The sequence below is a fragment of the Actinoplanes sp. CA-131856 genome, assembly GCF_050956135.1.
Classification (GTDB): domain Bacteria; phylum Actinomycetota; class Actinomycetes; order Mycobacteriales; family Micromonosporaceae; genus Actinoplanes.
Map to the genome: position 1 here is coordinate 9,726,223 of NZ_CP191849.1, position 19,602 is coordinate 9,745,824.

Sequence of the window (19,602 nt, forward strand, 5' to 3'; positions counted from 1 at the left end):
AATGAGAGGGGGCGCTCCGCTGCGGCGGGGCGCCCCCTCTTACTATCCGGGCATGTACTTCACCGATCGCGGCATCGAGGAGCTGGTCGAACGGCGTGGCCAGGAAACGGTCACGCTGGAGTGGCTGGGCGAACAGCTGCGGACCTTCGTCGACCTGAACCCCGAGTTCGAGACCCCGATCGAGCGCCTGGCCACCTGGCTGGCCCGCGACGACGAGGACGAGGACGAATAGTTCGCCGATCCGGCGGGTGGAGCTCTCCGCCGACGCCGAGATCGACCGTACGCAGTGGTGGGCGCGGATCCCGGCGGTCCGCGCCCTGCTCGATCATGGGCTGAACATCCCAGCCGGGGTGACGTTCCTGGTCGGTGAGAACGGGTCGGGCAAGTCGACGCTGATCGAGGCGCTGGCCGTGGCCACCGGGCTCAACCCGGAGGGCGGGTCACGCTCGGCCCGGCACTCGACGCGGGCCACCGAGGCGCCGCTCGGGGCGGCGCTGAAGGTCGTCCGCACGCCGGGCAAGCGCGTCAACTCGTACTTCCTCCGGGCCGAGACCACCCACGGCCTCTACACCTATCTGGAGAGCCTTCCCGGCGACAATCCCGACGCCGGCCTCCACGAGCAGAGCCACGGCGAGGGGTTCCTCGAGCTTCTGACCCGCAAGTTCCGGGGGTACGGCTTCTATCTGATGGACGAGCCGGAAGCGCCGCTCTCCTTCTCGTCGACGCTGGGGCTGCTCGGGATGCTGGACGAGTTGCGGGCATCAGGAGCCCAGGTCGTGATCGCCACCCACTCCCCGCTGCTCACGGCCCTGCCCGGGGCCACCATCCTCCAGCTGGGGGCGGACGGCCTCGAGAAGGTCGCGTGGGACGACCTGGAGATCGTGGCGAACTGGCGCGGGTTCCTGGCCTCGCCGACCGCGTATCTCCGCCATTTGTGACGGGCACACCGTCATCCACAGTTAGGACTTTCGGCCCGGCGGCCTCCGGGCCCGGCCGGTAGGTTTGGTCCGTGGCACGAAGCGTGTATGTGACCGGTCTCGGACCGAGCGTCGGCAAGGGCACGGTCGCCCTCGGGCTGGTCGAGTTGCTGTCCCGGCAGGTCGCGCGGATCGGTGTCTTCCGGCCGCTGGTCTCCGGGCCCGACGACGATCCGCTGCTCACCCTGCTGACGAAGCGCTACCCGGTGGTGGCGCCCTCCGCGGAGTCCTACGGCGTGACCATCGCCGAGGCGAGCGCGCTGGTGGCCGACGGCAAGTGGGAGGAGCTGATCTCCCGCATCGTCGAGCGCTACCGCGAGGTCGAGCGGCTGGCCGGCTCGGTCGTGGTGATCGGCAGCGATTTCGCGGCCGGCGCCAGCGCCGACGACGAGATCCCGCGCGAGCTCGGCTTCAACGCCCGGCTGGCCACCGAGTTCGGCAGCGTCGTGATCCCGGTGATCAGCGGCGCCGGCCGGGGCGCGGAGTCGCTGGTCGGCGCGGCCCGCAGCGCGTACCACTCCCTCACCGACCTCGACGCGACCGTCCTGGCCGTGATCGCCAACCGCGTGCCGCCCTCGGCCCGGCCCACGTCACCGGTCGATCTGCCGGTGCCGATGTGGGCCATTCCCGAGGTCGCGGCCGTGAGCGCGCCGACGGTGGCCGAGGTCGCGGCCGCGCTCGACGCGACTGTCATCTCGGGCGGGGCGAGCGCGCTCGACCGTGACGTGCTCGACTACGTGGTCGGCGCCGCCCACGTGCCGGCCCTGCTCGACCACCTGACCGACGGGGCGCTGCTGATCACCCCCGGCGACCGGGCCGACCTGCTGGTGGCGGCCAGCGCCGCCCACGCCGCGGGCAACGTGACGCTCTCCGGCCTGGTGCTCACCCTCGGCGAGCGGCCCGACGAGCGCGCGGTCCGCGTGATCGAGCGGCTCAACACCGGCCTGGCCATGCTCGTGGTCGACTCCGACAGCTACCACACCATCTCGGCCGCCGGCCGCATCCAGGCCCGCCTCGGCACCGGCACGCCCCGCAAGATCGAGGCTGCCCTCGGCGCCTTCGAGGAGAGCGTGGACACCGCCGAGCTGACCCGCCTGCTCGATGTGGCCCGTTCCAGCCGGGTCACCCCGCTGATGTTCGAGAACGACCTGATCGACCGGGCCCGCGCCGAGCGCCGCCACCTCGTGCTGCCCGAGGGCACCGACGAGCGCATCCTGCGGGCCACCGAGACGCTGCTGCGGCGCGGCGTGGCCGACCTGACCCTGCTCGGCGTCCCCGACGAGATCACCCGCCGCGCCCGCGAGCTCGGCCTCGAGATCGGCGGCGCCCGGCTGGTCGACCCCGAGACGAGCGAGTGGCGCGACGAGTTCGCGGCCACGTACGCCGAGCTGCGCAAGCACAAGGCGGTCTCGCTCGACCTGGCGTACGACGTGGTCCGCGACGTCAACTACTTCGGCACCCTGATGGTCCAGGCGGGCAAGGCCGACGGCATGGTCTCCGGGGCCAACCACACGACGGCGGCCACCATCCGCCCCGCCTTCGAGATCATCAAGACGGTTCCCGACGTGTCGGTGGCCTCCAGCGTCTTCTTCATGCTGCTGGCCGACCGGGTGCTGGTCTACGGCGACTGCGCGGTCAACCCCGACCCCGACGCGGCCCAGCTGGCCGACATCGCGCTCTCGTCGGCGCGGACGGCGGCCGCCTTCGGCATCGAGCCCCGGGTGGCGATGCTGTCGTACTCGACCGGCAGTTCCGGCGCCGGCGCCGACGTGGAAAAGGTCGCGGCGGCCACCGCGCTGGTCCGGGAGCGCTCACCCGAGCTGCCCGTCGAGGGCCCGATCCAGTACGACGCGGCCATCGATCCCGCGGTGGCGGCCACGAAGCTGCCCGACAGCGCGGTCGCGGGCAAGGCGACGGTCTTCATCTTCCCCGACCTCAACACCGGCAACAACACGTACAAGGCGGTCCAGCGCTCGGCCGGCGCGGTCGCGGTCGGCCCCGTCATGCAGGGCCTGCGCCGCCCGGTCAACGACCTGTCGCGCGGCGCCACGGTCAAGGACATCGTCAACACAGTGGCCATCACAGCGATCCAGGCGGCGGCACGATGACTCGGGTACTCGTCCTCAACAGCGGCTCCTCGTCGGTGAAATACCGGCTCTTCGACGGCGCCGGCACCGTGGCCAAGGGCCTCATCGAGCGGATCGGCGAGCCCGGCGGCGACACGGCCGACCACCGCGCGGCCCTCCAGCGCATCATGGACTCGGTCGACCTGTCCGGCCTGGCCGCGGTCGGCCACCGCGTGGTGCACGGCGGCCCCGAGTTCAGCGAGCCGACGGTCATCGACGACGAGGTGGTGGCCCGCGTCGAGTCGCTGGTGCCGCTGGCCCCGCTGCACAACCCGGCCGCGCTGACCGGCATCGAGGTGGCCCGCAAGCTGCTGCCCGACGTGCCGCAGGTGGCGGTCTTCGACACGGCGTTCCACGCCACCATCCCGCCCGAGGGCGTGACGTGGGCGATCGACGCGTCGCTCGCCTCGCGCTGGCAGATCCGGCGGTACGGCTTCCACGGCACCTCGCACGCCTATGTGGCCCGCCGGACGGCCGAGCTGCTGGGCCGCCCGGTCGAGGACACGAACGTCATCACGCTGCACCTCGGCAACGGCGCCAGCGCCTGCGCGGTCGAGGGCGGCCGCAGCGTGGCCACGTCGATGGGCATGTCACCGCAGGGCGGCCTGGTGATGGGCACCCGCAGCGGCGACATCGACCCCACTGTCGTCTTCCACCTGCACCGCGAAGCCGGTCTGCCGATCGACGAGATCGAGAACAGTCTGACCCGCCACGCCGGCCTGCTCGGCCTCACGGGTGAGAACGATCTGCGCGCCGTCATCAAGCGCCGCGACGCGGGCGATCCGGCGGCCACGCTGGCCTTCGACGTCTACTGCCGCCGCATCCGGGAGTACGTGGGCGCCTATCTGGCCGTGCTCGGCCGCGTCGACGCCATCACGTTCACCGCCGGCGTGGGCGAGAACTCGGCACCCGTCCGGGCCGCGTCGCTCTCCGGCCTGGAGCCCTTGGGCATCGCGATCGACCCGATCCGTAACGCGAGCGGCGAAACCGTCATCTCGCCCGACGGCACCCGCATCCCGGTCTGCGTGGTCCCCACCGACGAGGAGCTGGAGATCGCCGACCAGTCCCGGACGGCGCTCTCCCTCTCCCGCTGACACCCGGCAGCCGCGCCGCCGCTGACCGCGCCGCGGGCGGATGATGCCTCTCGCTGACGACGGCGGCGGCGCGGGGATCAACCCCGCGCCGGGCCGGAAGTCAGGCTACGAGCCAGACGATCAGGGCGATCACGACCACGGCGACAGCGACGGCGCCGATGATCAGTGGGGTCTTGGAGGCCGGGGCCTGCTGTTGCTGCGGGGTGTGCTCCGTGAAGGCGCGGAACGCCTCGGTGTTGCCGCTCGGGTCGACTCTGTTGTCAGACATGCGGAAGACCTTAGCGAAACCCCGCACCCCCGCCGACCCAACAGCCCACCGGGCGGGCGATCTAGCTGGACAAACACCCCCGTACGAGGAATTCACCCCAACGAGGCGGCGGCGACCCGTAACGTCGGCACATGGTGATGGTTTGGGCGAAATCAACCTTCGCTGTCCTGATGCTGCTCTGTGCGGCGGGTTGTGTCGGCGAGGCCCCGGCCGCCGCGCCTCCGCCGCCGTCAGCACGGGCGGTCTCCTATCCGGTCGGGCTGCGCATTCTCCATCTGGAGCGGGGCAACCGTCGCCTGACCACACTGCTCTTCTTTCCCGCCGGCCGAACGACCGGGACCGCGGCCGGGCGGTTTCCGGTCGTGCTCTTCAGTCACGGTCTGCGGAGCTCGCCCGTGCGGTGGCGGGCCGCCCTCACCGCCTGGGCCTCGGCCGGGTTCGTGGTCGCGGCGCCGGCCTATCCGCACACCAGCGAGTTCGCCCCGGACTTCCGGCGCTCGGACGTCGAGCGGCAACCGGACGACGCGCGCTTCGTCCTGCGCGAGGTGTTGCGGCTCGACCGCTCGCACCGGGACCCGCTCAGCGGCCACCTCGACACCGGCCGGATCGCCGCCGTGGGGCACTCGGCGGGCGGCTACACGACCAGCGGCCTTTTCGTCGGCGGGCACGATCCGCGCCTTCGGGCCGGCGTCATCATGGCCGGCTGGTCCGCGCCGGGCGCCTTCGCGGGGCCGCCCGCCACTCTGCTCTTCCTTCAGGGCCGGGCCGACCCGGTGGTGCCGGTCGCCGTGAGCCGGGCCGCTTACGATCGCGTGCCCTGGCCCAAGTCGTACGTCCTCATGCGCGAGGACTCGCACGGCACCTATCTGCGCCCGGGCGACCGCGGCTATCCGGCCATGCTCCGCACGACCACCGACTTCCTTCGATCGGCTTTGTACGGCGACGCCGCCGCCCGCCTCCGGCTGCCGGAGTCCATCGACGGCTAGCCCGAGCCATCATGGGACGGGTGCATCGCCGAACTCTTGTCCTCGGGCTGGGAGCCGCCGCGCTCGCCGGCTGTTCCCCTCAAGCGGAGAAACCGGCGCCGAGCCCCACGACCAGCCCGGCGCCGGTACCAACACCGGCACCGACACCGACACCGACGAAACCGGCAGCAGGAAAGGCGCCGGCGCGGCAGTTCGCCGTCGGTACGCGACGGTTGGCGTTGCGGCGCGGGCCGGACCGCCCACTGACGACCACGGTCTGGGCACCCCAGGGCGACGGGCCGTTCCCGCTCATCCTCTTCAGCCATGGGCTCACCGCGAACCCGAGCAGCTACGCCGACCTCCTGCGCTCGTGGGCGCGGGCCGGCTTCGTCGTCGCGGCGCCGGCCTATCCGCACACCTCGGGCGAGTCGGGCGAGCTCAACGTGCTCGACGTTCTCAACCAGCCGGCCGATGCGTCGTACGTCATCACCGAGGTTCTGGCCGAACTCACAAACGTCGATTCCGAGCGGGTCGCGGCCGCTGGGCACTCGGCGGGCGGGATCACCACGCTCGGGATGTTCAGCAACGCCCGGGACGAGCGGCTGACGGCCGGTGTGGTGCTGGCCGGCCGTCAGGTGCTCGCGTCGCCGTTCACCGGTCCGGAGACGCCGTTGCTGTTCGTGCACGGGCGGCGCGACAAGGTGGTGGGCTATGCCGACGGCCGGGCCGCCTACGAAGCCGTACCGTGGCCCAAGGCCCTTCTCAGCGTCACCCAGGGCGGGCACATCGCGACCGGCGCCGCGTTCGACGTCGTGGCCGCGACGACCACGGACTTCTGGCGATGGAGCCTGTACGGCGACGCCGCCGCCCGCCGGCGGCTGAAAGCGGACGCGACACGCGGCGGGGTGGCCACGCTCGACGACGCACTGCCCTAACCCCCGGGCTCAGTGCAGCAGGTCGACGACCACCTTGCCGAAGATGTCGCCCGACTCGAGCCGGGCGAAGGCGTCACCGACCGCGCTGAAGCCGTACGTCGAGTCGACCACCGGGCGCACCCCGGTCGACACGAGCAGGCCGAGCAGGTCCTCGAGGTCGTCGCGGGTGCCCATCGTGCTGCCCAGCACGTCGAGACGCATGGCGAACAGGCGCCGCAGGTCCACGGTGGCCAGGTGACCGCCGGTGGCGCCGCAGACGACGATGCGGGCGCCCGGGTTGGCGCACTTCATCGAGTGGTCGAAGGTGGGCGCCCCGACCGACTCGATGACCACGTCGACGCGCTCGGGCAGGCGCGCGCCGGGTTCGACCGCCGTGGCCCCGAGCTCGGCGACGCGCTCGCGCTTGCCCGGGTCGCGGCTGGTGGCGTACACCCGCTTGCCCATCGCCAGCGCGAGCGCGACCGCCGCCGTGGCCACCCCGCCGCCGGCGCCCTGCACCAGCACCGCGTCCGCCTCGTCGACGCGGCCGCGCGTCTTCAGCATGTGAAAAGCCGTGAGCCAGGCCGTGGGCAGGCAGGCCGCGTCCACGAAGGACAGACCGGCCGGCTTGGCCACCAGGCTCTCCGGCGGCACCGCGACCCGTTCGGCCAGCGTGCCGGGATGCCGCTCGGAGAGCAGTGACAGGCCGCGCGGGTCGGCCTCGTCCGCGACGACCGGGTAGATGACCACCTCGTTGCCGTCCGGGTCGACGCCGGCCGCGTCGCAGCCGAGGATCATCGGCAGGCGGTCGGCGGGCAGGCCCACCCCGCGCAGCGACCACAGGTCGTGCTGATTGAGCGAGGCGGCCCGCACCTCGACCGTCACCCAGCCGTCGGGCGGGCTCGGCTCGGGCCTCTCGCCCACGCGCAGCGCGGAGCGGGGATCGTCGGGATCGGCGGCGATGGCGTAGGCGGCGCGCATAGGGAAGAACCCTAAGCGCTTTCTAGGCGACTGTCGTGCGCTCCTCGGCCGAGGAGCGCGCGCCACGCCGGGCGACCCCGTCGGCGATGGCCGCCGCCGCGACCGCCTCGGCGACCGCGGGCGCGACCCGGGGGTCGAGCGGCGACGGCACGATCGCCTCGGGGCGCAGGTCGTCGGAGACCACATCGGCGATCGCCTCGGCCGCGGCCACCTTCATCCGCTCGGTGATGGTGGAGGCCCGCACGTCGAGAGCGCCCCGGAAGATGCCCGGGAAGGCCAGCACGTTGTTGATCTGGTTGGGGAAGTCGCTGCGACCGGTGGCCACGATCGCCGCGTATTTGTGGGCGATCTCCGGCGCGACCTCGGGCGTCGGGTTGGCCATGGCGAAGATGACACCGCCGGGCGCCATGCCCGCGAGCGCCCTCTCCTCGATCGCGCCGCCGGAGACGCCGATCAGCACGTCCGCACCGATCAGGGCCTCGGCCATCCCGCCCGTACGGCCGGAGAGGTTGGTCGTCGCGGCCAGCTCGGCCTTGATCGGGCTGAGGTCGCCGCGCTCGGCGTGGATGATGCCCCGCGAGTCGCAGACGATGACGTTGGCGCCCTCGACGCCGGCCGCGATCAGCGTCTGGGTGATCGCCACGCCGGCCGCGCCGGCTCCGCTGATCACGACGCGCAGGTCGGCGAAGCGGCGGCCGAGCAGCTTGGCCGCGTTGCGCAGCGCGGCCAGCGTGACCACGGCCGTGCCGTGCTGGTCGTCGTGGAAGACCGGGATGTCGAGCTCGGCGTCGAGGCGGCGCTCGATCTCGAAGCAGCGGGGCGCGCTGATGTCCTCGAGGTTGATGCCGCCGAACGACGGCGCCATCGCCTTGACGGTGGCGATGATGCCCTCGACGTCCTGCGTGTCCAGGCAGATCGGGATCGAGTCGACCCCGCCGAACTGCTTGAACAGGATCGCCTTGCCCTCCATGACCGGCATCGCGGCCTTGGGGCCGATGTTGCCGAGGCCGAGCACCGCCGAGCCGTCGGTGACGACGGCGACCGTGTTGGCCGTCCACGTGTAGTCGGAGTAGAGCGACTCGTCGTCGGCGATGGCCTCGCAGACCCGGGCCACGCCGGGCGTGTAGGCCAGCGAGAGGTGGTCGCGGCTGGTCAGCGGAACGGTCGCGCTGATCTCCATCTTGCCCCGCTGGTGCAGGTCGAAGACGGGGTCGGCGGCGAGGGCGGGATCGAGCTCGAAACTGAAGTAGGACACGGTGACTCCAACCGGCATCTGAACGTGGTCGAGGCGCTCACCGATCGCACGGCGAGTGTGCGCCGGACCGGAGCGCGATGCGGGGATCACCCGTAACAGCTGAGCTTGCAAACAGCGGACGCAGCGCGAGTGTGCGCTGCGATTCCTGAACCCTAACGTAGCCGACTGAGCCGCGGGTAGTAGCGGATTAAAACCCGCCCGATGACATCGGCCACCCCGTACGCCCGCGAATCGTCCTCCACCAGGGAGTTGTCGCCCTCGATCCACCAGCCGCCGTCCTGCGCGCGGACCGCCCGCTTGACCACGAGCAGATCGGGACGCGACCGGAAGCGGGCGACCACGATGTGTCCCGGCTTCGTCCGGCGGGAGCCCCGCGCCACGATCAGCGCGTCGCCCGAGCGCAGAGTGGGCACCATCGACGGTCCGTGTACGAGGACCGCGAACAGTGGTAGTTGCCACCTCAAGGCATCAGTCCTCCGTCGCGTTACCGGCCGGGTGTAAGGGGTAGTGTCAACCACGGATCATCGCAAACCCCGTATGGAGGAGTCCTGATGCGACTTCCGCGTTTCCTCACGCCTAAGACCGTGGTCAGCGCCCACTGCGACCTGCCCTGTGGCGTCTACGACCCGGCCCAGGCCCGGATCGAGGCCGAGTCGGTCAAGGCCATCGCCGAGAAGTACCAGGCGAACACCGACCCGGAGTTCCGCACCCGCGCCATCCTGATCAAGGAGCAGCGCGCCGAGCTGGTCAAGCACCACCTGTGGGTGCTGTGGACCGACTACTTCAAGGCCCCGCACTTCGAGAAGTACCCCCAGCTGCACGGCCTGTTCAACGAGGCCACCAAGCTGGCCGGCGCCTCCGGCGCCAAGGGTTCGGTCGACCCGGCCATGGCCGACCAGCTGCTCGGCAAGATCGAGGAGATCTCCAAGATCTTCTGGGAGACCAAGCAGGCCTGATGTCCCGCGCGCGACGGTGGGCCCGTTCATCCGGACGGGCCTGCCGTCGTCGCGTCGTTTCCGGCCGGGCGTTAGGGTGCATGGCGTTGGGAGGATGACACGGTGACTCTGACGGACACACACCCGGACCCGGCGATCGGCGACGACGTCGTCATGCTCACCGTGCCCGCCGACGGTGGCTACCTCGGCGTGCTACGTACGGCGACGGCCGGTCTGGCCGCCCGGCTCCATTTCGCCCTCGACGAGATCGAGGATCTGCGCATCGCCGTCGACGAGGCGTGCGCGATGCTGCTCGCCATCGCGACCCGCGGCGCCGAGCTCGACTGCCGGTTCGCGGTCACCGAGGACGCCCTGACTGTCGAGGTCACCGTGACGACCGTGCGCGGCGCCAAGCTGCCCGCCGAGTCGTCGTTCGCGTGGAAGGTGCTGACCGCCCTGACCACGTCGGCCACGGCCGAGGCGACGGGCCAGCGCGCCACGATCCGCCTCGTGACGCGCCGCGTGAACTTCTAGCGCACGACCGCCGCTATGTAATCGAGGTGGCGGGCCGCCGCTTTCGTGGCCGACTCGGCGTCGCGCATGGTCAGGCAGTCGAGCAGCAGCCGGTGATCGGCGTCGATCTGGCGCCAGTATCCCGGCGGCAGGTCGTTGGTGACGTCCTCACCGAACGAGGCGTGGTAGAGCGGCCGCACCACCAGCTCGAACAGCGGGTTGCCGGTCGCCTTGGCCACCGCCATGTGGAACGCCGCGTGGGCGGCCAGGATCGCGTCGAGGTCGTCGAGCTCCGGATCGAAGAGCGCGCCGTGTATCTCGAGGAGATGCTCCTCGTCGCGGCGCAGCGCGGCCAGCCCGGCCGCCGGCACCTCAAGCGCCCGGCGCAGCTCGAGCAGGTCGGCCAGCCCGACGTCGGCCGAGTTGGTCAGCAACGTGAAGCCGGTGGCGAGGCCGTCGGCGAGCTGCTCGGCGTCCGGGTGCGAGACGAAGCTCCCGCCGGTCACCCCGCGGGTCGTCACGATGAGATGCTGGCTGGCCAGCAGGCGTAACGCCTCCCGCACCGTGCTCCGGCTGACGCCGGTCTTGACGCACAGCTCGGGTTCCGGGGGCAGGCGCTCGCCGGGCTGGAGACGCCCTGAGGTGATGTCGGCCCGTAACTCGTCCGCCAGTAGTTGATACGCGGGCGGCCGCACCGTTGATCCGGTCACTCCCACAGGGTAGGCCCTCGTACCCGAAATAAGACCGGTTAATCGATGCCCAGTGCTCTTGTACTGGCCGGAAGCACCACCAGCAGGCCGACAAGCACACCCAGGGCCATCAGCACAACACCCAGCCAGAGTGGATTCACCTGGATGAGGAAGCCGCCGGTGGCGATGACGAACAGCTGGATGACGATGGTCGGCCCGCGGCTGCCGCGCCGGCGCTGGCCCAGGAACCGCGCCACGAAGAAGATGAAGGCGACGCCGATCGCGGCGAACACCGTGAGGGACACCGCCACGCCGACGTTGACGTCGTCGCTCGTCAGATCTTGGACGACGAGCCACACCGTGAGCGCGGCCAGCGCGGCGCACTCCAGGTAGAGCAGCCGCACCGCCCACACCAGCGTCGAGGGGTTGTCAACGACTGACTTCTCACCGGTCACAGCAGCACCATACCGACAGTGTTTCGGGCCGTTGTTGGGTACAGTGCCGCGCATGCGAGCGTTACTGCTGGTCAACCCCAAGGCTACGACCACCAGCGAGCGCAGCCGGGACGTCCTGGTGCGCGCTCTGCGCAGCGCGGTCGATCTGTCGGTGGAGTACACGACCCGTCGCGGGCACGCCTCGGCCCTGGCCCGGACGGCCGCCGAGAGCGGCGTCGACGTGGTGGTCACCCTGGGCGGGGACGGCACGGTCAACGAGGCGGTCAACGGGTTGATGACCGCCGAGGGCGCGCTGACCGGCATGACCGACTCGCGGGCCCAGGCGCTGCCGGCGCTCGCGGTGGTGCCCGGCGGCTCGACGAACGTCTTCGCCCGCGCGCTCGGGCTGCCCCGCGACTGGGCCGAGGGCACCAGCGTGATCCTCGACGGGCTGCGCGACGGCCGGCACCGGGTGATCGGGCTGGGCCGGGCCGACGACCGCTTCTTCACCTTCGCCGCCGGCTTCGGCTTCGACGCCGCCGTGGTGCGCCGGGTCGAGCAGGCCCGGCTGCGCGGGCGTACCTCGACGCCCGGCCTTTACTTCCGCTCCATCGTCGGCCAGTTCTTCGGCGACGACCGCAAGACCCCGCCGCTGAGCATCGAGCGCCCCGGCGAGCCGCCCGAGGTCGACCTGGGCACGGTCATCATCCAGAACACGGCCCCGTGGACCTATCTCGGCGACCGCGCGATCAACCCGAACCCGAACGCCTCGTTCGACCGCGGTCTCGACGTGCTCGCCCTGCGTGGCCTCGCCATCACCAGCACGACCCGGACGATGGCCCAGCTCGCGACCCGCAAGGGCGATCCGAGCGGCAAACAGGTGCTGCAACTGCACGACCAGGACGAATTCACCGTGGTGGCGTCGCGTCCGCAGCCTTTCCAGCTCGACGGCGACTATCTGGGCGAGCGCCAGAAGGTGCACTTCGTGTCCGTTCCCGAGGCACTACGTGTGATCTGCTGATCACGGGGTAGGGAACCTCACGATCCGTTACAGAAAATCGGTCAAAAGGTCGGCAGGAGGGCCGTGACCGTACTACATTGATGGGAGCGTTCGTCACCGGGTCCTGGCAGTAGCCCCGAAACCGGACAAAGGGGCCGTGAGCCAGCTCACCCGCCGGGAGAAACTTCTGGCGCTACCCTTGACATCGCCAGAGTTCGTGAAAGCATTCACAAGCGATATGAAGTAACCGGCTGCTGCTTGTGCGCGTTCCTAATTCAGATGCGCCGAACGGCTTGCCACAAACACAAAAGCTTGCTGACGCACGGCGAGCGGAGGGTTCCAGCCCACCGGCCGCCAACGCGCATGCATAGGTAAACCAGTAACGCGATTCATTACCCCATCCGAAACAAGGAGTGTTGCCGCCATGGACTGGCGTCACGATGCGATCTGCCGCGACGAGGACCCGGAGCTGTTCTTCCCGATCGGGACGTCCGGCCCCGCGCTCCTGCAGGTCGAGCAGGCCAAGGCCGTGTGCCGGCGGTGTCCCGTGACCGAGAGCTGCCTTTCCTGGGCACTCGAATCGGGTCAGGACGCCGGCGTCTGGGGCGGGATGAGCGAAGACGAGCGGCGCGCCGTGAAGCGTCGCGGCGGCCTGCGGGTCGGCGCTCCTACCGCCTGAACCAATCCCCCACAGCATTTGCGCCCCGGGCCGTTCGGCACCGGGGCGTCTTGCTGTTTCCGGTCGATTACTCAGCGCGCCGATTCCTGAGAGGTTCCTTCGGGGTTCGCCCAGCGCGCTAATTCGATCACGTTGGGTTCCATCGAGAATCCACGAAATGATCTCGAAATTGCGGACGCCCGCAACCAATGGTCCACATTCTCCATACCGTCCGTGCCCGCCTTATGCCGCAACGGAATAGTGACTCTGAGTCAGCACGACGCGATCGATCACCAGGCGTACAAGATCGGGCGCGTCGCCCAGCGGCGCCGCGACGGTCACCGCGCCCGCATCGAGCGCCGAGCGCACCGCGAGGTCGTAGAGATGCCCCGGAGCGAGGAAGTAGGCCGCCATTCCAACCCGGCCCCGCAGAAGCCCCACAGCGCCTCCGGGACGCGGCAGGGCCCCCGAGGCATAGGCGACGGTACAGGGAAGCCCCAGGCGGCCGCTGAGAGCCTCCGCAACCCACATGATCGTTTCTCGCGCGGCCGCGTCACGGGTCCCCGCCGCCGCCAGCACGACTCCGTCGAGCCCACGACCGGCCCCGTTCGCGCCGCCGAGCCCTCGACCACTGACCAAGCCCACGCCGCCAACGCTCGCCGCGCCGCCCACGCTCGCCGCGCCAACCCCGTCCACGCTGCCCACGCACGCCGCGTCAACCCCGTCCGCGCCGCCGGCCCTGTCCACACCGCCCACGCGGGCCGCGCCGCCGGCCCGGCCCACACCGCCCACGCTCACCGCGCCGCCGGCCCCCGCGTCGGCGACATCGCCGCTCGTCGAGGCGGCGGCGCCGAGGCGGTCGATCAAACCGTCGAGGAGCAAACCCGGAATTTCCGTATTTGTGGGGCCTAGCACGTCGGCCAGACTCACGTGGATCGGCAGATGAGCGGCCGCCGTGAGGATCGCCGGCACGTCGACCCGGCCGTGATAGGCCGCCGTCAGCAGCAGCGGCACCACGACGGCCCGGGAACCGGCCGGCAGGCCGGTAAGCACCTCGAGCGGCCTCGGCCCCGCGTGGTCCAGATATGACGCCCGCACGTCCCACCGCGGGCGTGCCCGTCGCACGGCGCGGGCCAGCGCCTCCGTCGAGGCGGCGGCCCGCGGGTCCCGGCTGCCGTGTGCGACCAGCAGGACGGTCAGACGTGCAGACCGCATTCGGTCTTCTCGAACATCGCCCAGCGGCCCGCTCGCGGGTCCTCGCCGGCCTTCGTGCGCCGGGTGCACGGCCAGCAGCCGATCGAGCCGTAGCCCTTCTTGAAGAGCTCGTTCACCGGCACGTTCCACCGGCTGATGTAGCGGTCCACCTCGGCCTGGGTCCAGGCCGCGATCGGGTTGACCTTGACCTTGCCCTTCTTGGCGTCGAAGGCCACGACCGGCGTGTTGGCCCGGGTGGGCGACTCGTCGCGGCGCAGGCCGGTGGCCCACGCGTCGTAGTCGGACAGTGCGCGCTCCAGCGGCTCGACCTTGCGCAGGAAGCAGCACTCGTCGGGGCTGCGGGCGAACAGCCGGGGACCGTACTCGCCGTCCTGCTGGCCGACCGTCATCCGCGGCCGGATCGAGCGGACGTTGACGTTCATCGTCGCGGCGACGGTGTCGCGCACCTTGAGCGTCTCCGGGAAGTGCAGGCCGGTGTCGAGGAAGACCACGTCGACGCCGGGCGAGACCCGGGAGAAGACGTGCGCCACCACCGCGTCGGCCATCGAGCTGGTCACGCAGAAACGGTCGCCGAAGGTGTCGGTCGCCCACTTGGCGATCACCTCGGCCGGTGCGCCCTCCAGCTCGCGCGCCGCGTCGCGGGCGAGCACCTCCAGCTCCTCGCGGGAGCGGCGGGCGGGATCCTGGGCGACGGCCGGTGCGCCGAGGTTGACCAGGTTGAGGTTGGTTGCGGCCACGATGGTCATTTCTTGCCTCCCCGAGATAGCAAGCCGTTGAACTTCACCGTGAAAACCCGGGCGCAGGAGTGGCACTCCCACGCGCCGTGCGAAGCCTCGTTCGGGAACAGGTCCTCTTCGCCGCAGTAGGGGCAGTACAGCGGGGTGGATCGGGCGTCGCTCATTTCAGGAGCTCCTCGTCGGCGCGGAGCACCCAGGTGGCGAAGGTCTCCCCCGGCGACTCGCGGTCGCTGAGGTAGTTGCGGGCGAGCTTCTCGACGTACGCCGGAAGCTCCTCCGCCGTTGCCTTGAGGCCGCGGAGTTTGCGGCCGAAACCGGACGTCTGCCCCTGTGCCATGCCGAGGCCACCGCCGAGGTGCACCTGGAAGCCCTCGACCTGCTCGCCGTGCGCGTTCATGACGAGCTGGCCCTTGAGGCCGATGTCGGCCACCTGGGTGCGTGCACAGGCATTGGGGCAGCCGTTGATGTGGATCGAGATGTCGGCGTCGAAGTCCTTGAGCCGCTCCTCGAGCCGGGCCACCAGCTCCTCGCCGCGCGCCTTGGTCTCGACGATGGCGAGCTTGCAATATTCGATGCCGGTGCAGGCCATCGTGCCGCGCCGCCAGGCCGACGGGCGGGCTTCCAGGCCGATCGCGCGCAGCTTCGCGACGGCCGACTCGACCTTGTCGTCGGCGATGTCGAGGACCAGGAGCTTCTGGTACGCCGTCAGGCGCACCCGGTCGGAACCATGCTCCTCGACGACGTCGGCCAGTTTCGCCAGCTGGGTGCCGGACGTGCGGCCGACCACCGGCGCGGCCCCGATGTAGTTGAGCCCGTCGTTCTGCTTGTGCACGCCGATGTGGTCGATCGGCTTGGCCGGCAACTCCGGCGGCGGCCCGTCGATCATGGCCCGGCCCAGGTATTCCTTCTCGAGGATCTCGCGGAACTTGGCCACGCCCCAGTCGGCCAGCAGGAACTTCAGCCGGGCGCGGTTGCGCAGGCGGCGGTAGCCGTAGTCGCGGAAGACGCCGACCACGCCCTCCCAGACGTCCGGGATCTCCTCGATCGGCACCCAGACGCCGAGGCGCTCGGCCAGGCGCGGGTTGGTGGACAGGCCGCCGCCGACCCACAGGTCGAAGCCGGGGCCGTGCTGCGGGTGGACGACGCCGACGAAGGAGATGTCGTTGGTCTCGTACGGCCCGTCGGCCAGCCAGGAGATCTGCGACTTGAACTTGCGCGGCAGGTTGGAGTAGCGCGGGTCGCCGATGTAGCGCTTCAGGATCTCGTCGATGGCCGGCGTGCCGTCGAGGACCTCGTCGCGGGCGATGCCGGCCACCGGCGAGCCGAGCACGACGCGCGGGCAGTCGCCGCACGCCTCGGTGGTCTGCAGGCCGACCGCCTCGAGCCGGCGCCAGATCTCCGGCACGTCCTCGACCCGGATCCAGTGCAGCTGGATGTTCTGCCGGTCGGTGATGTCGGCCGAGTCGCGGCCGAACTCCTGGGAGATGCCCGCGATCGTGCGCAGCTGGGCCAGGCTCAGCGCGCCGCCGTCGACCCGGACGCGGAGCATGAAGTACTCGTCCTCGAGCTCGTGCGGCTCGAGCACCGCCGTGCGACCGCCGTCGATGCCCGCCTTGCGCTGGGTGTAGAGCCCCCACCAGCGGAAACGTCCGCGCAGGTCCTGCGGGTCGATCGACGAGAAGCCCGCGTGGGCGTAGATGTTCTCGATGCGGGCGCGGACGTTGAGCGGGTTGTCGTCCTTCTTGATCCGCTCGTTGGGGTTGAGCGGCTCACGGTGTCCGAGCGCCCACTGTCCCTCGCCGCGCGCCTTGCGGGGACGAGCGGCCGGGCCTGCGGGTGTGCTGCTGGGCGCCATGTCGGCGGTCCTCCGGGCTAGGGTGGGCGCGGGAGGACGCTTTCGGCCTTTGGGGGACTCGCGACTTCGGTGTCAGGAGTGGCCGGGGCGTCTCGCGCACCCGGAACACAAATCGGGCGGCGTCAGGAACCCGGACACATCGCGCTGCGGACACGGCCGTAATCGACGTGGCGGCGAGCCACGAAGCGGCGGTCAACTGCAGCGGTCATGTGGGCTAGCCTCTCATGCCCGACCATTCTCGGCCAGTGTGGTCCAGATTTCGAGAATGTGTCACGCCGCATAGATCATCTCTTGCCCAGCGGCACCACGAGCACCGCCTCGGTGCCCCCGCCGGCGCGATTGCGCAGCTCAATGCTGCCGCGCAGCTCGCCCGTGGCCAGTGCCCGCACGATCTGCAGGCCGAGCCGGCCGCCGGCGTCGGCCGCGAAGCCCTCGGGCAGCCCCTGCCCGTTGTCGGCCACCGTGACGTGCAGCTGCTTGCGGAAGCGGTGGGCCGACACGACCACCTCGCCGATCTCGGGGCCGGGCGGCTCGGGTTCGCCGTTCTCGTCCTCGTCGGCCGGGAAGCCGTGCTCGACCGCGTTGATCAGCAGCTCGTTGAGCACCATGACGAGCGAGGTGGCGATCTCGGCCGGGAGCACACCGAAGGTGCCCTCGCGGCGCATCTTGACCTGGATGCTGGTCGCCGCCACCTCGGCCGCCGCCGTCGCGACCCGGTCGACGATGCCGTCGAACTCGACCGCCTCGTCGCTCGACATCGACAGCGTCTCGTGCACGAGCGCGATCGAGGCGACCCGGCGCACCGACTCCTGCAACGCCATCCGGGCCTCGGGCGCGTCGACCCGGCGGGCCTGGAGGCGCAGCAGCGCGGCCACGGTCTGCAGGTTGTTCTTGACCCGGTGGTGGATCTCCCGGATGGTCGCGTCCTTGGTCATCAGCGCGCGGTCCCGGCGCCGGACCTCGGTCACGTCGCGCACCAGCACGAGCGCGCCGATCGGCACGCCCGCCGGCAGCAGCGGCAGGGCCCGGGTGAGCACCGTCGCGCCGCGCGCCTCGACCTCCTGGCGGGGCGGGAACTCGCCGCGCAGCGCGGACAGGATCCGCTCGGCCGCGTCGTTGCCCTCCAGCGGGTCGGCCGCGAGCCGGCTGATCAGCGTCGACAGCTCCTCGCCGACCAGGTGCGCGTTGAAGCCGAGCCGGCGGAACGCCGACTGCGCGTTCGGGCTGGCGTACGTCACCTTGCCGCCGGCGTCGAGCCGGGCCAGGCCGTCGCCCACGCGCGGGGCCGAGGTGGTCTCCCCCGGGTGCCGCGGCGGCGGGAAGGTGCCGTCGGCGACCATCTGGGCCAGGTCGTCGGCGGTGGTCAGATAGTTGAGCTCGAGCTGGCTGGGCGTCCGCGCGGTGGAGAGGTTGGTGTCCCGGCCGATCACCGCGATGACCTGGCTCCAGCCCTCCTCGCGGCCGTTGTCGTCGCGCAGGCGTACCGGAATGGCCTCGTGACGGGCGGGGGTGTCGCCGTACCAGACGGGGTCGCCCTCCCGCCAGATCCGCTCCTGGCCGAAGGCGATGTCGAGATGGGCCACCTCGGGACCGCCGACGATCTTGCCGACCTGGTCGTCCTGGTACGCGGTGGGCGCGCTGTTCGGGCGCACCTGGGCCACGCACAGATATTCGCGGGGCTGCCCGTCCTCCCGCTTCACCGGCACCCAGAGGAGCAGGTCGGCGAAGGAGAGGTCGGACAGCAGCTGCCAGTCACCCGCGAGCCGGTGCAGGTGGTCGATGTCGGCTGGGCCGAGGGAGGTGTGCTCCTCGGCCAGATCACGCAACGTGGACACAGCCCAAGCTTTCCACGTCCATATTTCTTTAAAGGGTCGTCGTGACCTTCTTCAAGCCGCGAGGCGCGTCCGGGTCCTCACCACGGGCCAGCGCGAGGGCGAGCGCGAGCTTCTGCAACGGCAGGATGTCGAGCAGGGCGCTGTAGCGCTCGTCGGTCACCGCGGGCACCGCCAGCCGCCCGGAAGCGCCGGTCACGTCGGTCGCGCCGACCGTCACCACGTCGGCCCGGCGCTCGGCGAGCCGGGTGACGACGTCGCGCATCGACCGGCCGCCGGGCCCGTCGCCGACCACGGCCAGCACCGGCACGTCGGGGTCGGTCATCGCCAGCGGCCCGTGCAGCAGGTCGGCGCCCGAGAACGAGAGCGCGGGCAGGTACGAGGTCTCCATGAGCTTGAGGGCGGCCTCGCGGGCGGTCGGATAGGCGTACCCCCGACCGGTCGTGACCATCCGGGAAGCGAAGCGGTAGCGCTGGGCCAGATCGTCCGCGGCCGGATCGGCGAGCGCGTCCTCGGCCAGCTGGGGCAGCTTGTCCAGCGCGGCCCTCTCCTCGCCGGGCAGACGGCCGTCGCCGGCCCGGATGCCTTCGATCAACATCAGAAGGGCGAGGAGCTCGGCCGTGTACGTCTTGGTGGCCGCGACCGCCCGCTCGTGGCCGGCCGCCACGTCGATCGACAGCTCGGCCGCTTGAGCCAGCGGGGAGGACGGGTTGTTGGTCACGGCGAGGGTCAGGCCGCCGGTCTCGCGGGCGGTCTGGAGCACGCCGGTGAGGTCGGGCGAGCCGCCGCTCTGGCTGACGCCGATGACGAGCGTTCCGGCGAAGTCGGGCCGGGCGCCGTAGAGCGTGATCGCGCTCGGCGAGGCGCTGGCCACCGGCAGGCCGAGACGGATCTCGGTGAGGTACGCCCCGTAGAGCGCCGCGTGATCGGAGGTGCCCCGGCCCACGAACACCACGTTGCGCGGCTTGCGACGGGCCACCTCGGCGGCCACCGCGGCGATCGCTTCGGCGTGCTCACCCTCGATGAGCCGCGCGAATCCGCCCGGTTGTTCCGCGATGTCCGCCGCCATCCCCTGGCCTCGCTGTGTCACGTGTTCCTCCCCTGATGAGCATCTATCGCGCAATCGATGCGCAGTGTTGCAAGAAACAGCTTAG

21 protein-coding genes are annotated in these 19,602 nt (G+C 71.0%); 10 read left to right on the plus strand and 11 right to left on the minus strand.

Going from position 1 to position 19,602, the window contains the following annotated elements; genetic code table 11:
• The first annotated feature begins 52 nt into the window (after positions 1 to 52).
• From ACQP2X_RS44655 to ACQP2X_RS44670, 4 genes are all read left to right on the plus strand, one after another.
• Positions 53 to 232, plus strand: coding sequence for a DUF6104 family protein (locus tag ACQP2X_RS44655; RefSeq protein ID WP_097318060.1), 180 nt, complete (start codon positions 53 to 55; stop codon positions 230 to 232).
• A gap of 16 nt (positions 233 to 248) precedes the next feature.
• Positions 249 to 938, plus strand: a complete 690-nt coding sequence (locus tag ACQP2X_RS44660; protein WP_498692252.1) for an AAA family ATPase — start codon at positions 249 to 251, stop codon at positions 936 to 938.
• A gap of 71 nt (positions 939 to 1,009) precedes the next feature.
• Entirely contained in the window at positions 1,010 to 3,085 is a 2,076-nt protein-coding gene (gene pta / locus ACQP2X_RS44665) for a phosphate acetyltransferase (protein ID WP_498692253.1), read from the plus strand.
• A complete protein-coding gene (locus tag ACQP2X_RS44670) occupies positions 3,082 to 4,197 on the plus strand; it encodes an acetate/propionate family kinase (protein WP_498692254.1) in 1,116 nt (371 codons plus the stop codon). The genes pta and ACQP2X_RS44670 overlap by 4 nt, the downstream gene beginning before the upstream one ends.
• 100 nt (positions 4,198 to 4,297) lie before the next feature.
• Here the strand turns inward: ACQP2X_RS44670 and ACQP2X_RS44675 are convergent, their stop codons facing one another.
• Entirely contained in the window at positions 4,298 to 4,465 is a 168-nt protein-coding gene (locus tag ACQP2X_RS44675) for a hypothetical protein (RefSeq protein WP_498692255.1), read from the minus strand.
• A 131-nt stretch (positions 4,466 to 4,596) separates the two neighbouring features.
• Between ACQP2X_RS44675 and ACQP2X_RS44680 the strand changes: the two genes are divergently transcribed.
• Positions 4,597 to 5,451, plus strand: coding sequence for an alpha/beta hydrolase family protein (locus ACQP2X_RS44680; protein WP_498692256.1), 855 nt, complete (start codon positions 4,597 to 4,599; stop codon positions 5,449 to 5,451).
• A 218-nt stretch (positions 5,452 to 5,669) separates the two neighbouring features.
• Complete coding sequence (locus ACQP2X_RS44685) at positions 5,670 to 6,365, plus strand: alpha/beta hydrolase family protein (RefSeq protein WP_498692257.1); 696 nt, start codon at positions 5,670 to 5,672, stop codon at positions 6,363 to 6,365.
• A 9-nt stretch (positions 6,366 to 6,374) separates the two neighbouring features.
• Here ACQP2X_RS44685 and ACQP2X_RS44690 read toward each other — a convergent pair whose 3' ends face one another.
• From ACQP2X_RS44690 to ACQP2X_RS44700, 3 genes are all read right to left on the minus strand, one after another.
• Complete coding sequence (locus tag ACQP2X_RS44690; protein WP_498692258.1) at positions 6,375 to 7,325, minus strand: zinc-binding dehydrogenase; 951 nt, start codon at positions 7,323 to 7,325, stop codon at positions 6,375 to 6,377.
• A 22-nt stretch (positions 7,326 to 7,347) separates the two neighbouring features.
• On the minus strand, positions 7,348 to 8,598 hold the full coding sequence (locus ACQP2X_RS44695) for an NAD(P)-dependent malic enzyme (protein WP_498692259.1): 1,251 nt from the start codon (positions 8,596 to 8,598) through the stop codon (positions 7,348 to 7,350).
• Between the two features lie 134 nt (positions 8,599 to 8,732).
• The gene (locus ACQP2X_RS44700) at positions 8,733 to 8,996 is read right to left on the minus strand and encodes a S24 family peptidase (RefSeq protein ID WP_498692260.1); all 264 of its coding nucleotides are present in this window, start codon (positions 8,994 to 8,996) and stop codon (positions 8,733 to 8,735) included.
• A gap of 135 nt (positions 8,997 to 9,131) precedes the next feature.
• Here ACQP2X_RS44700 and sodN point away from each other — a divergent pair, with 135 nt between their 5' ends.
• Positions 9,132 to 9,536, plus strand: a complete 405-nt coding sequence (gene sodN, locus ACQP2X_RS44705; protein ID WP_498692261.1) for a superoxide dismutase, Ni — start codon at positions 9,132 to 9,134, stop codon at positions 9,534 to 9,536.
• 153 nt (positions 9,537 to 9,689) lie between these two features.
• Positions 9,690 to 10,049 carry a trypco2 family protein gene (locus ACQP2X_RS44710; protein ID WP_097318732.1) on the plus strand — a complete coding sequence of 120 codons (360 nt, stop codon included), beginning with the start codon at positions 9,690 to 9,692 and terminating at the stop codon, positions 10,047 to 10,049.
• Here the strand turns inward: ACQP2X_RS44710 and ACQP2X_RS44715 are convergent.
• A complete protein-coding gene (locus ACQP2X_RS44715; protein ID WP_498692262.1) occupies positions 10,046 to 10,738 on the minus strand; it encodes a FadR/GntR family transcriptional regulator in 693 nt (230 codons plus the stop codon). The two genes, ACQP2X_RS44710 and ACQP2X_RS44715, sit on opposite strands and share 4 nt — an antisense overlap.
• Before the next feature lie 38 nt (positions 10,739 to 10,776).
• On the minus strand, positions 10,777 to 11,172 hold the full coding sequence (locus ACQP2X_RS44720) for a hypothetical protein (protein WP_498692263.1): 396 nt from the start codon (positions 11,170 to 11,172) through the stop codon (positions 10,777 to 10,779).
• Positions 11,173 to 11,224: 52 nt separating this feature from the next.
• On the opposite strand from ACQP2X_RS44720, the gene ACQP2X_RS44725 reads away from it, so the two are divergent.
• Together ACQP2X_RS44725 and ACQP2X_RS44730 are read left to right on the plus strand one after the other, a co-directional pair.
• Positions 11,225 to 12,172: a diacylglycerol/lipid kinase family protein gene (locus ACQP2X_RS44725; protein ID WP_498692264.1), complete on the plus strand. Its 948-nt coding sequence runs from the start codon at positions 11,225 to 11,227 to the stop codon at positions 12,170 to 12,172.
• A gap of 403 nt (positions 12,173 to 12,575) precedes the next feature.
• Positions 12,576 to 12,830, plus strand: a complete 255-nt coding sequence (locus ACQP2X_RS44730; RefSeq protein WP_014447395.1) for a WhiB family transcriptional regulator — start codon at positions 12,576 to 12,578, stop codon at positions 12,828 to 12,830.
• A 222-nt stretch (positions 12,831 to 13,052) separates the two neighbouring features.
• Here the strand turns inward: ACQP2X_RS44730 and ACQP2X_RS44735 are convergent, their stop codons facing one another.
• From ACQP2X_RS44735 to ACQP2X_RS44755, 5 genes are all read right to left on the minus strand, one after another.
• Positions 13,053 to 14,024, minus strand: a complete 972-nt coding sequence (locus tag ACQP2X_RS44735; protein ID WP_498692265.1) for a sirohydrochlorin chelatase — start codon at positions 14,022 to 14,024, stop codon at positions 13,053 to 13,055.
• The gene (locus ACQP2X_RS44740; RefSeq protein ID WP_498692266.1) at positions 14,006 to 14,770 is read right to left on the minus strand and encodes a phosphoadenylyl-sulfate reductase; all 765 of its coding nucleotides are present in this window, start codon (positions 14,768 to 14,770) and stop codon (positions 14,006 to 14,008) included. Before ACQP2X_RS44740 ends, ACQP2X_RS44735 begins: the two co-directional genes overlap by 19 nt.
• Before the next feature lie 151 nt (positions 14,771 to 14,921).
• On the minus strand, positions 14,922 to 16,616 hold the full coding sequence (locus ACQP2X_RS44745; protein ID WP_498692267.1) for a nitrite/sulfite reductase: 1,695 nt from the start codon (positions 16,614 to 16,616) through the stop codon (positions 14,922 to 14,924).
• A gap of 284 nt (positions 16,617 to 16,900) precedes the next feature.
• Positions 16,901 to 18,451 (minus strand): sensor histidine kinase, encoded by a 1,551-nt coding sequence (locus tag ACQP2X_RS44750; protein WP_498692268.1) that lies wholly within the window; start codon positions 18,449 to 18,451, stop codon positions 16,901 to 16,903.
• Positions 18,452 to 18,479: 28 nt separating this feature from the next.
• On the minus strand, positions 18,480 to 19,517 hold the full coding sequence (locus tag ACQP2X_RS44755) for an SIS domain-containing protein (RefSeq protein ID WP_498701241.1): 1,038 nt from the start codon (positions 19,515 to 19,517) through the stop codon (positions 18,480 to 18,482).
• Positions 19,518 to 19,602 lie beyond the last annotated feature (85 nt).

Coding starts and splice junctions, on each gene's coding strand:
- ACQP2X_RS44730 (WP_014447395.1), top strand. CDS start 12,576: ATGGACTGGCGTCACGATGCGATCTGCCGCGACGAGGACCCGGAGCTG.
- ACQP2X_RS44670 (WP_498692254.1), top strand. CDS start 3,082: ATGACTCGGGTACTCGTCCTCAACAGCGGCTCCTCGTCGGTGAAATAC.
- ACQP2X_RS44745 (WP_498692267.1), bottom strand. CDS start 16,616: ATGGCGCCCAGCAGCACACCCGCAGGCCCGGCCGCTCGTCCCCGCAAG.
- ACQP2X_RS44735 (WP_498692265.1), bottom strand. CDS start 14,024: ATGCGGTCTGCACGTCTGACCGTCCTGCTGGTCGCACACGGCAGCCGG.
- ACQP2X_RS44725 (WP_498692264.1), top strand. CDS start 11,225: ATGCGAGCGTTACTGCTGGTCAACCCCAAGGCTACGACCACCAGCGAG.
- ACQP2X_RS44755 (WP_498701241.1), bottom strand. CDS start 19,517: ATGGCGGCGGACATCGCGGAACAACCGGGCGGATTCGCGCGGCTCATC.
- ACQP2X_RS44655 (WP_097318060.1), top strand. CDS start 53: ATGTACTTCACCGATCGCGGCATCGAGGAGCTGGTCGAACGGCGTGGC.
- ACQP2X_RS44700 (WP_498692260.1), bottom strand. CDS start 8,996: ATGGTGCCCACTCTGCGCTCGGGCGACGCGCTGATCGTGGCGCGGGGC.
- ACQP2X_RS44680 (WP_498692256.1), top strand. CDS start 4,597: ATGGTGATGGTTTGGGCGAAATCAACCTTCGCTGTCCTGATGCTGCTC.
- sodN (WP_498692261.1), top strand. CDS start 9,132: ATGCGACTTCCGCGTTTCCTCACGCCTAAGACCGTGGTCAGCGCCCAC.
- ACQP2X_RS44740 (WP_498692266.1), bottom strand. CDS start 14,770: ATGACCATCGTGGCCGCAACCAACCTCAACCTGGTCAACCTCGGCGCA.
- ACQP2X_RS44690 (WP_498692258.1), bottom strand. CDS start 7,325: ATGCGCGCCGCCTACGCCATCGCCGCCGATCCCGACGATCCCCGCTCC.
- ACQP2X_RS44675 (WP_498692255.1), bottom strand. CDS start 4,465: ATGTCTGACAACAGAGTCGACCCGAGCGGCAACACCGAGGCGTTCCGC.
- ACQP2X_RS44710 (WP_097318732.1), top strand. CDS start 9,690: ATGCTCACCGTGCCCGCCGACGGTGGCTACCTCGGCGTGCTACGTACG.
- ACQP2X_RS44695 (WP_498692259.1), bottom strand. CDS start 8,598: ATGCCGGTTGGAGTCACCGTGTCCTACTTCAGTTTCGAGCTCGATCCC.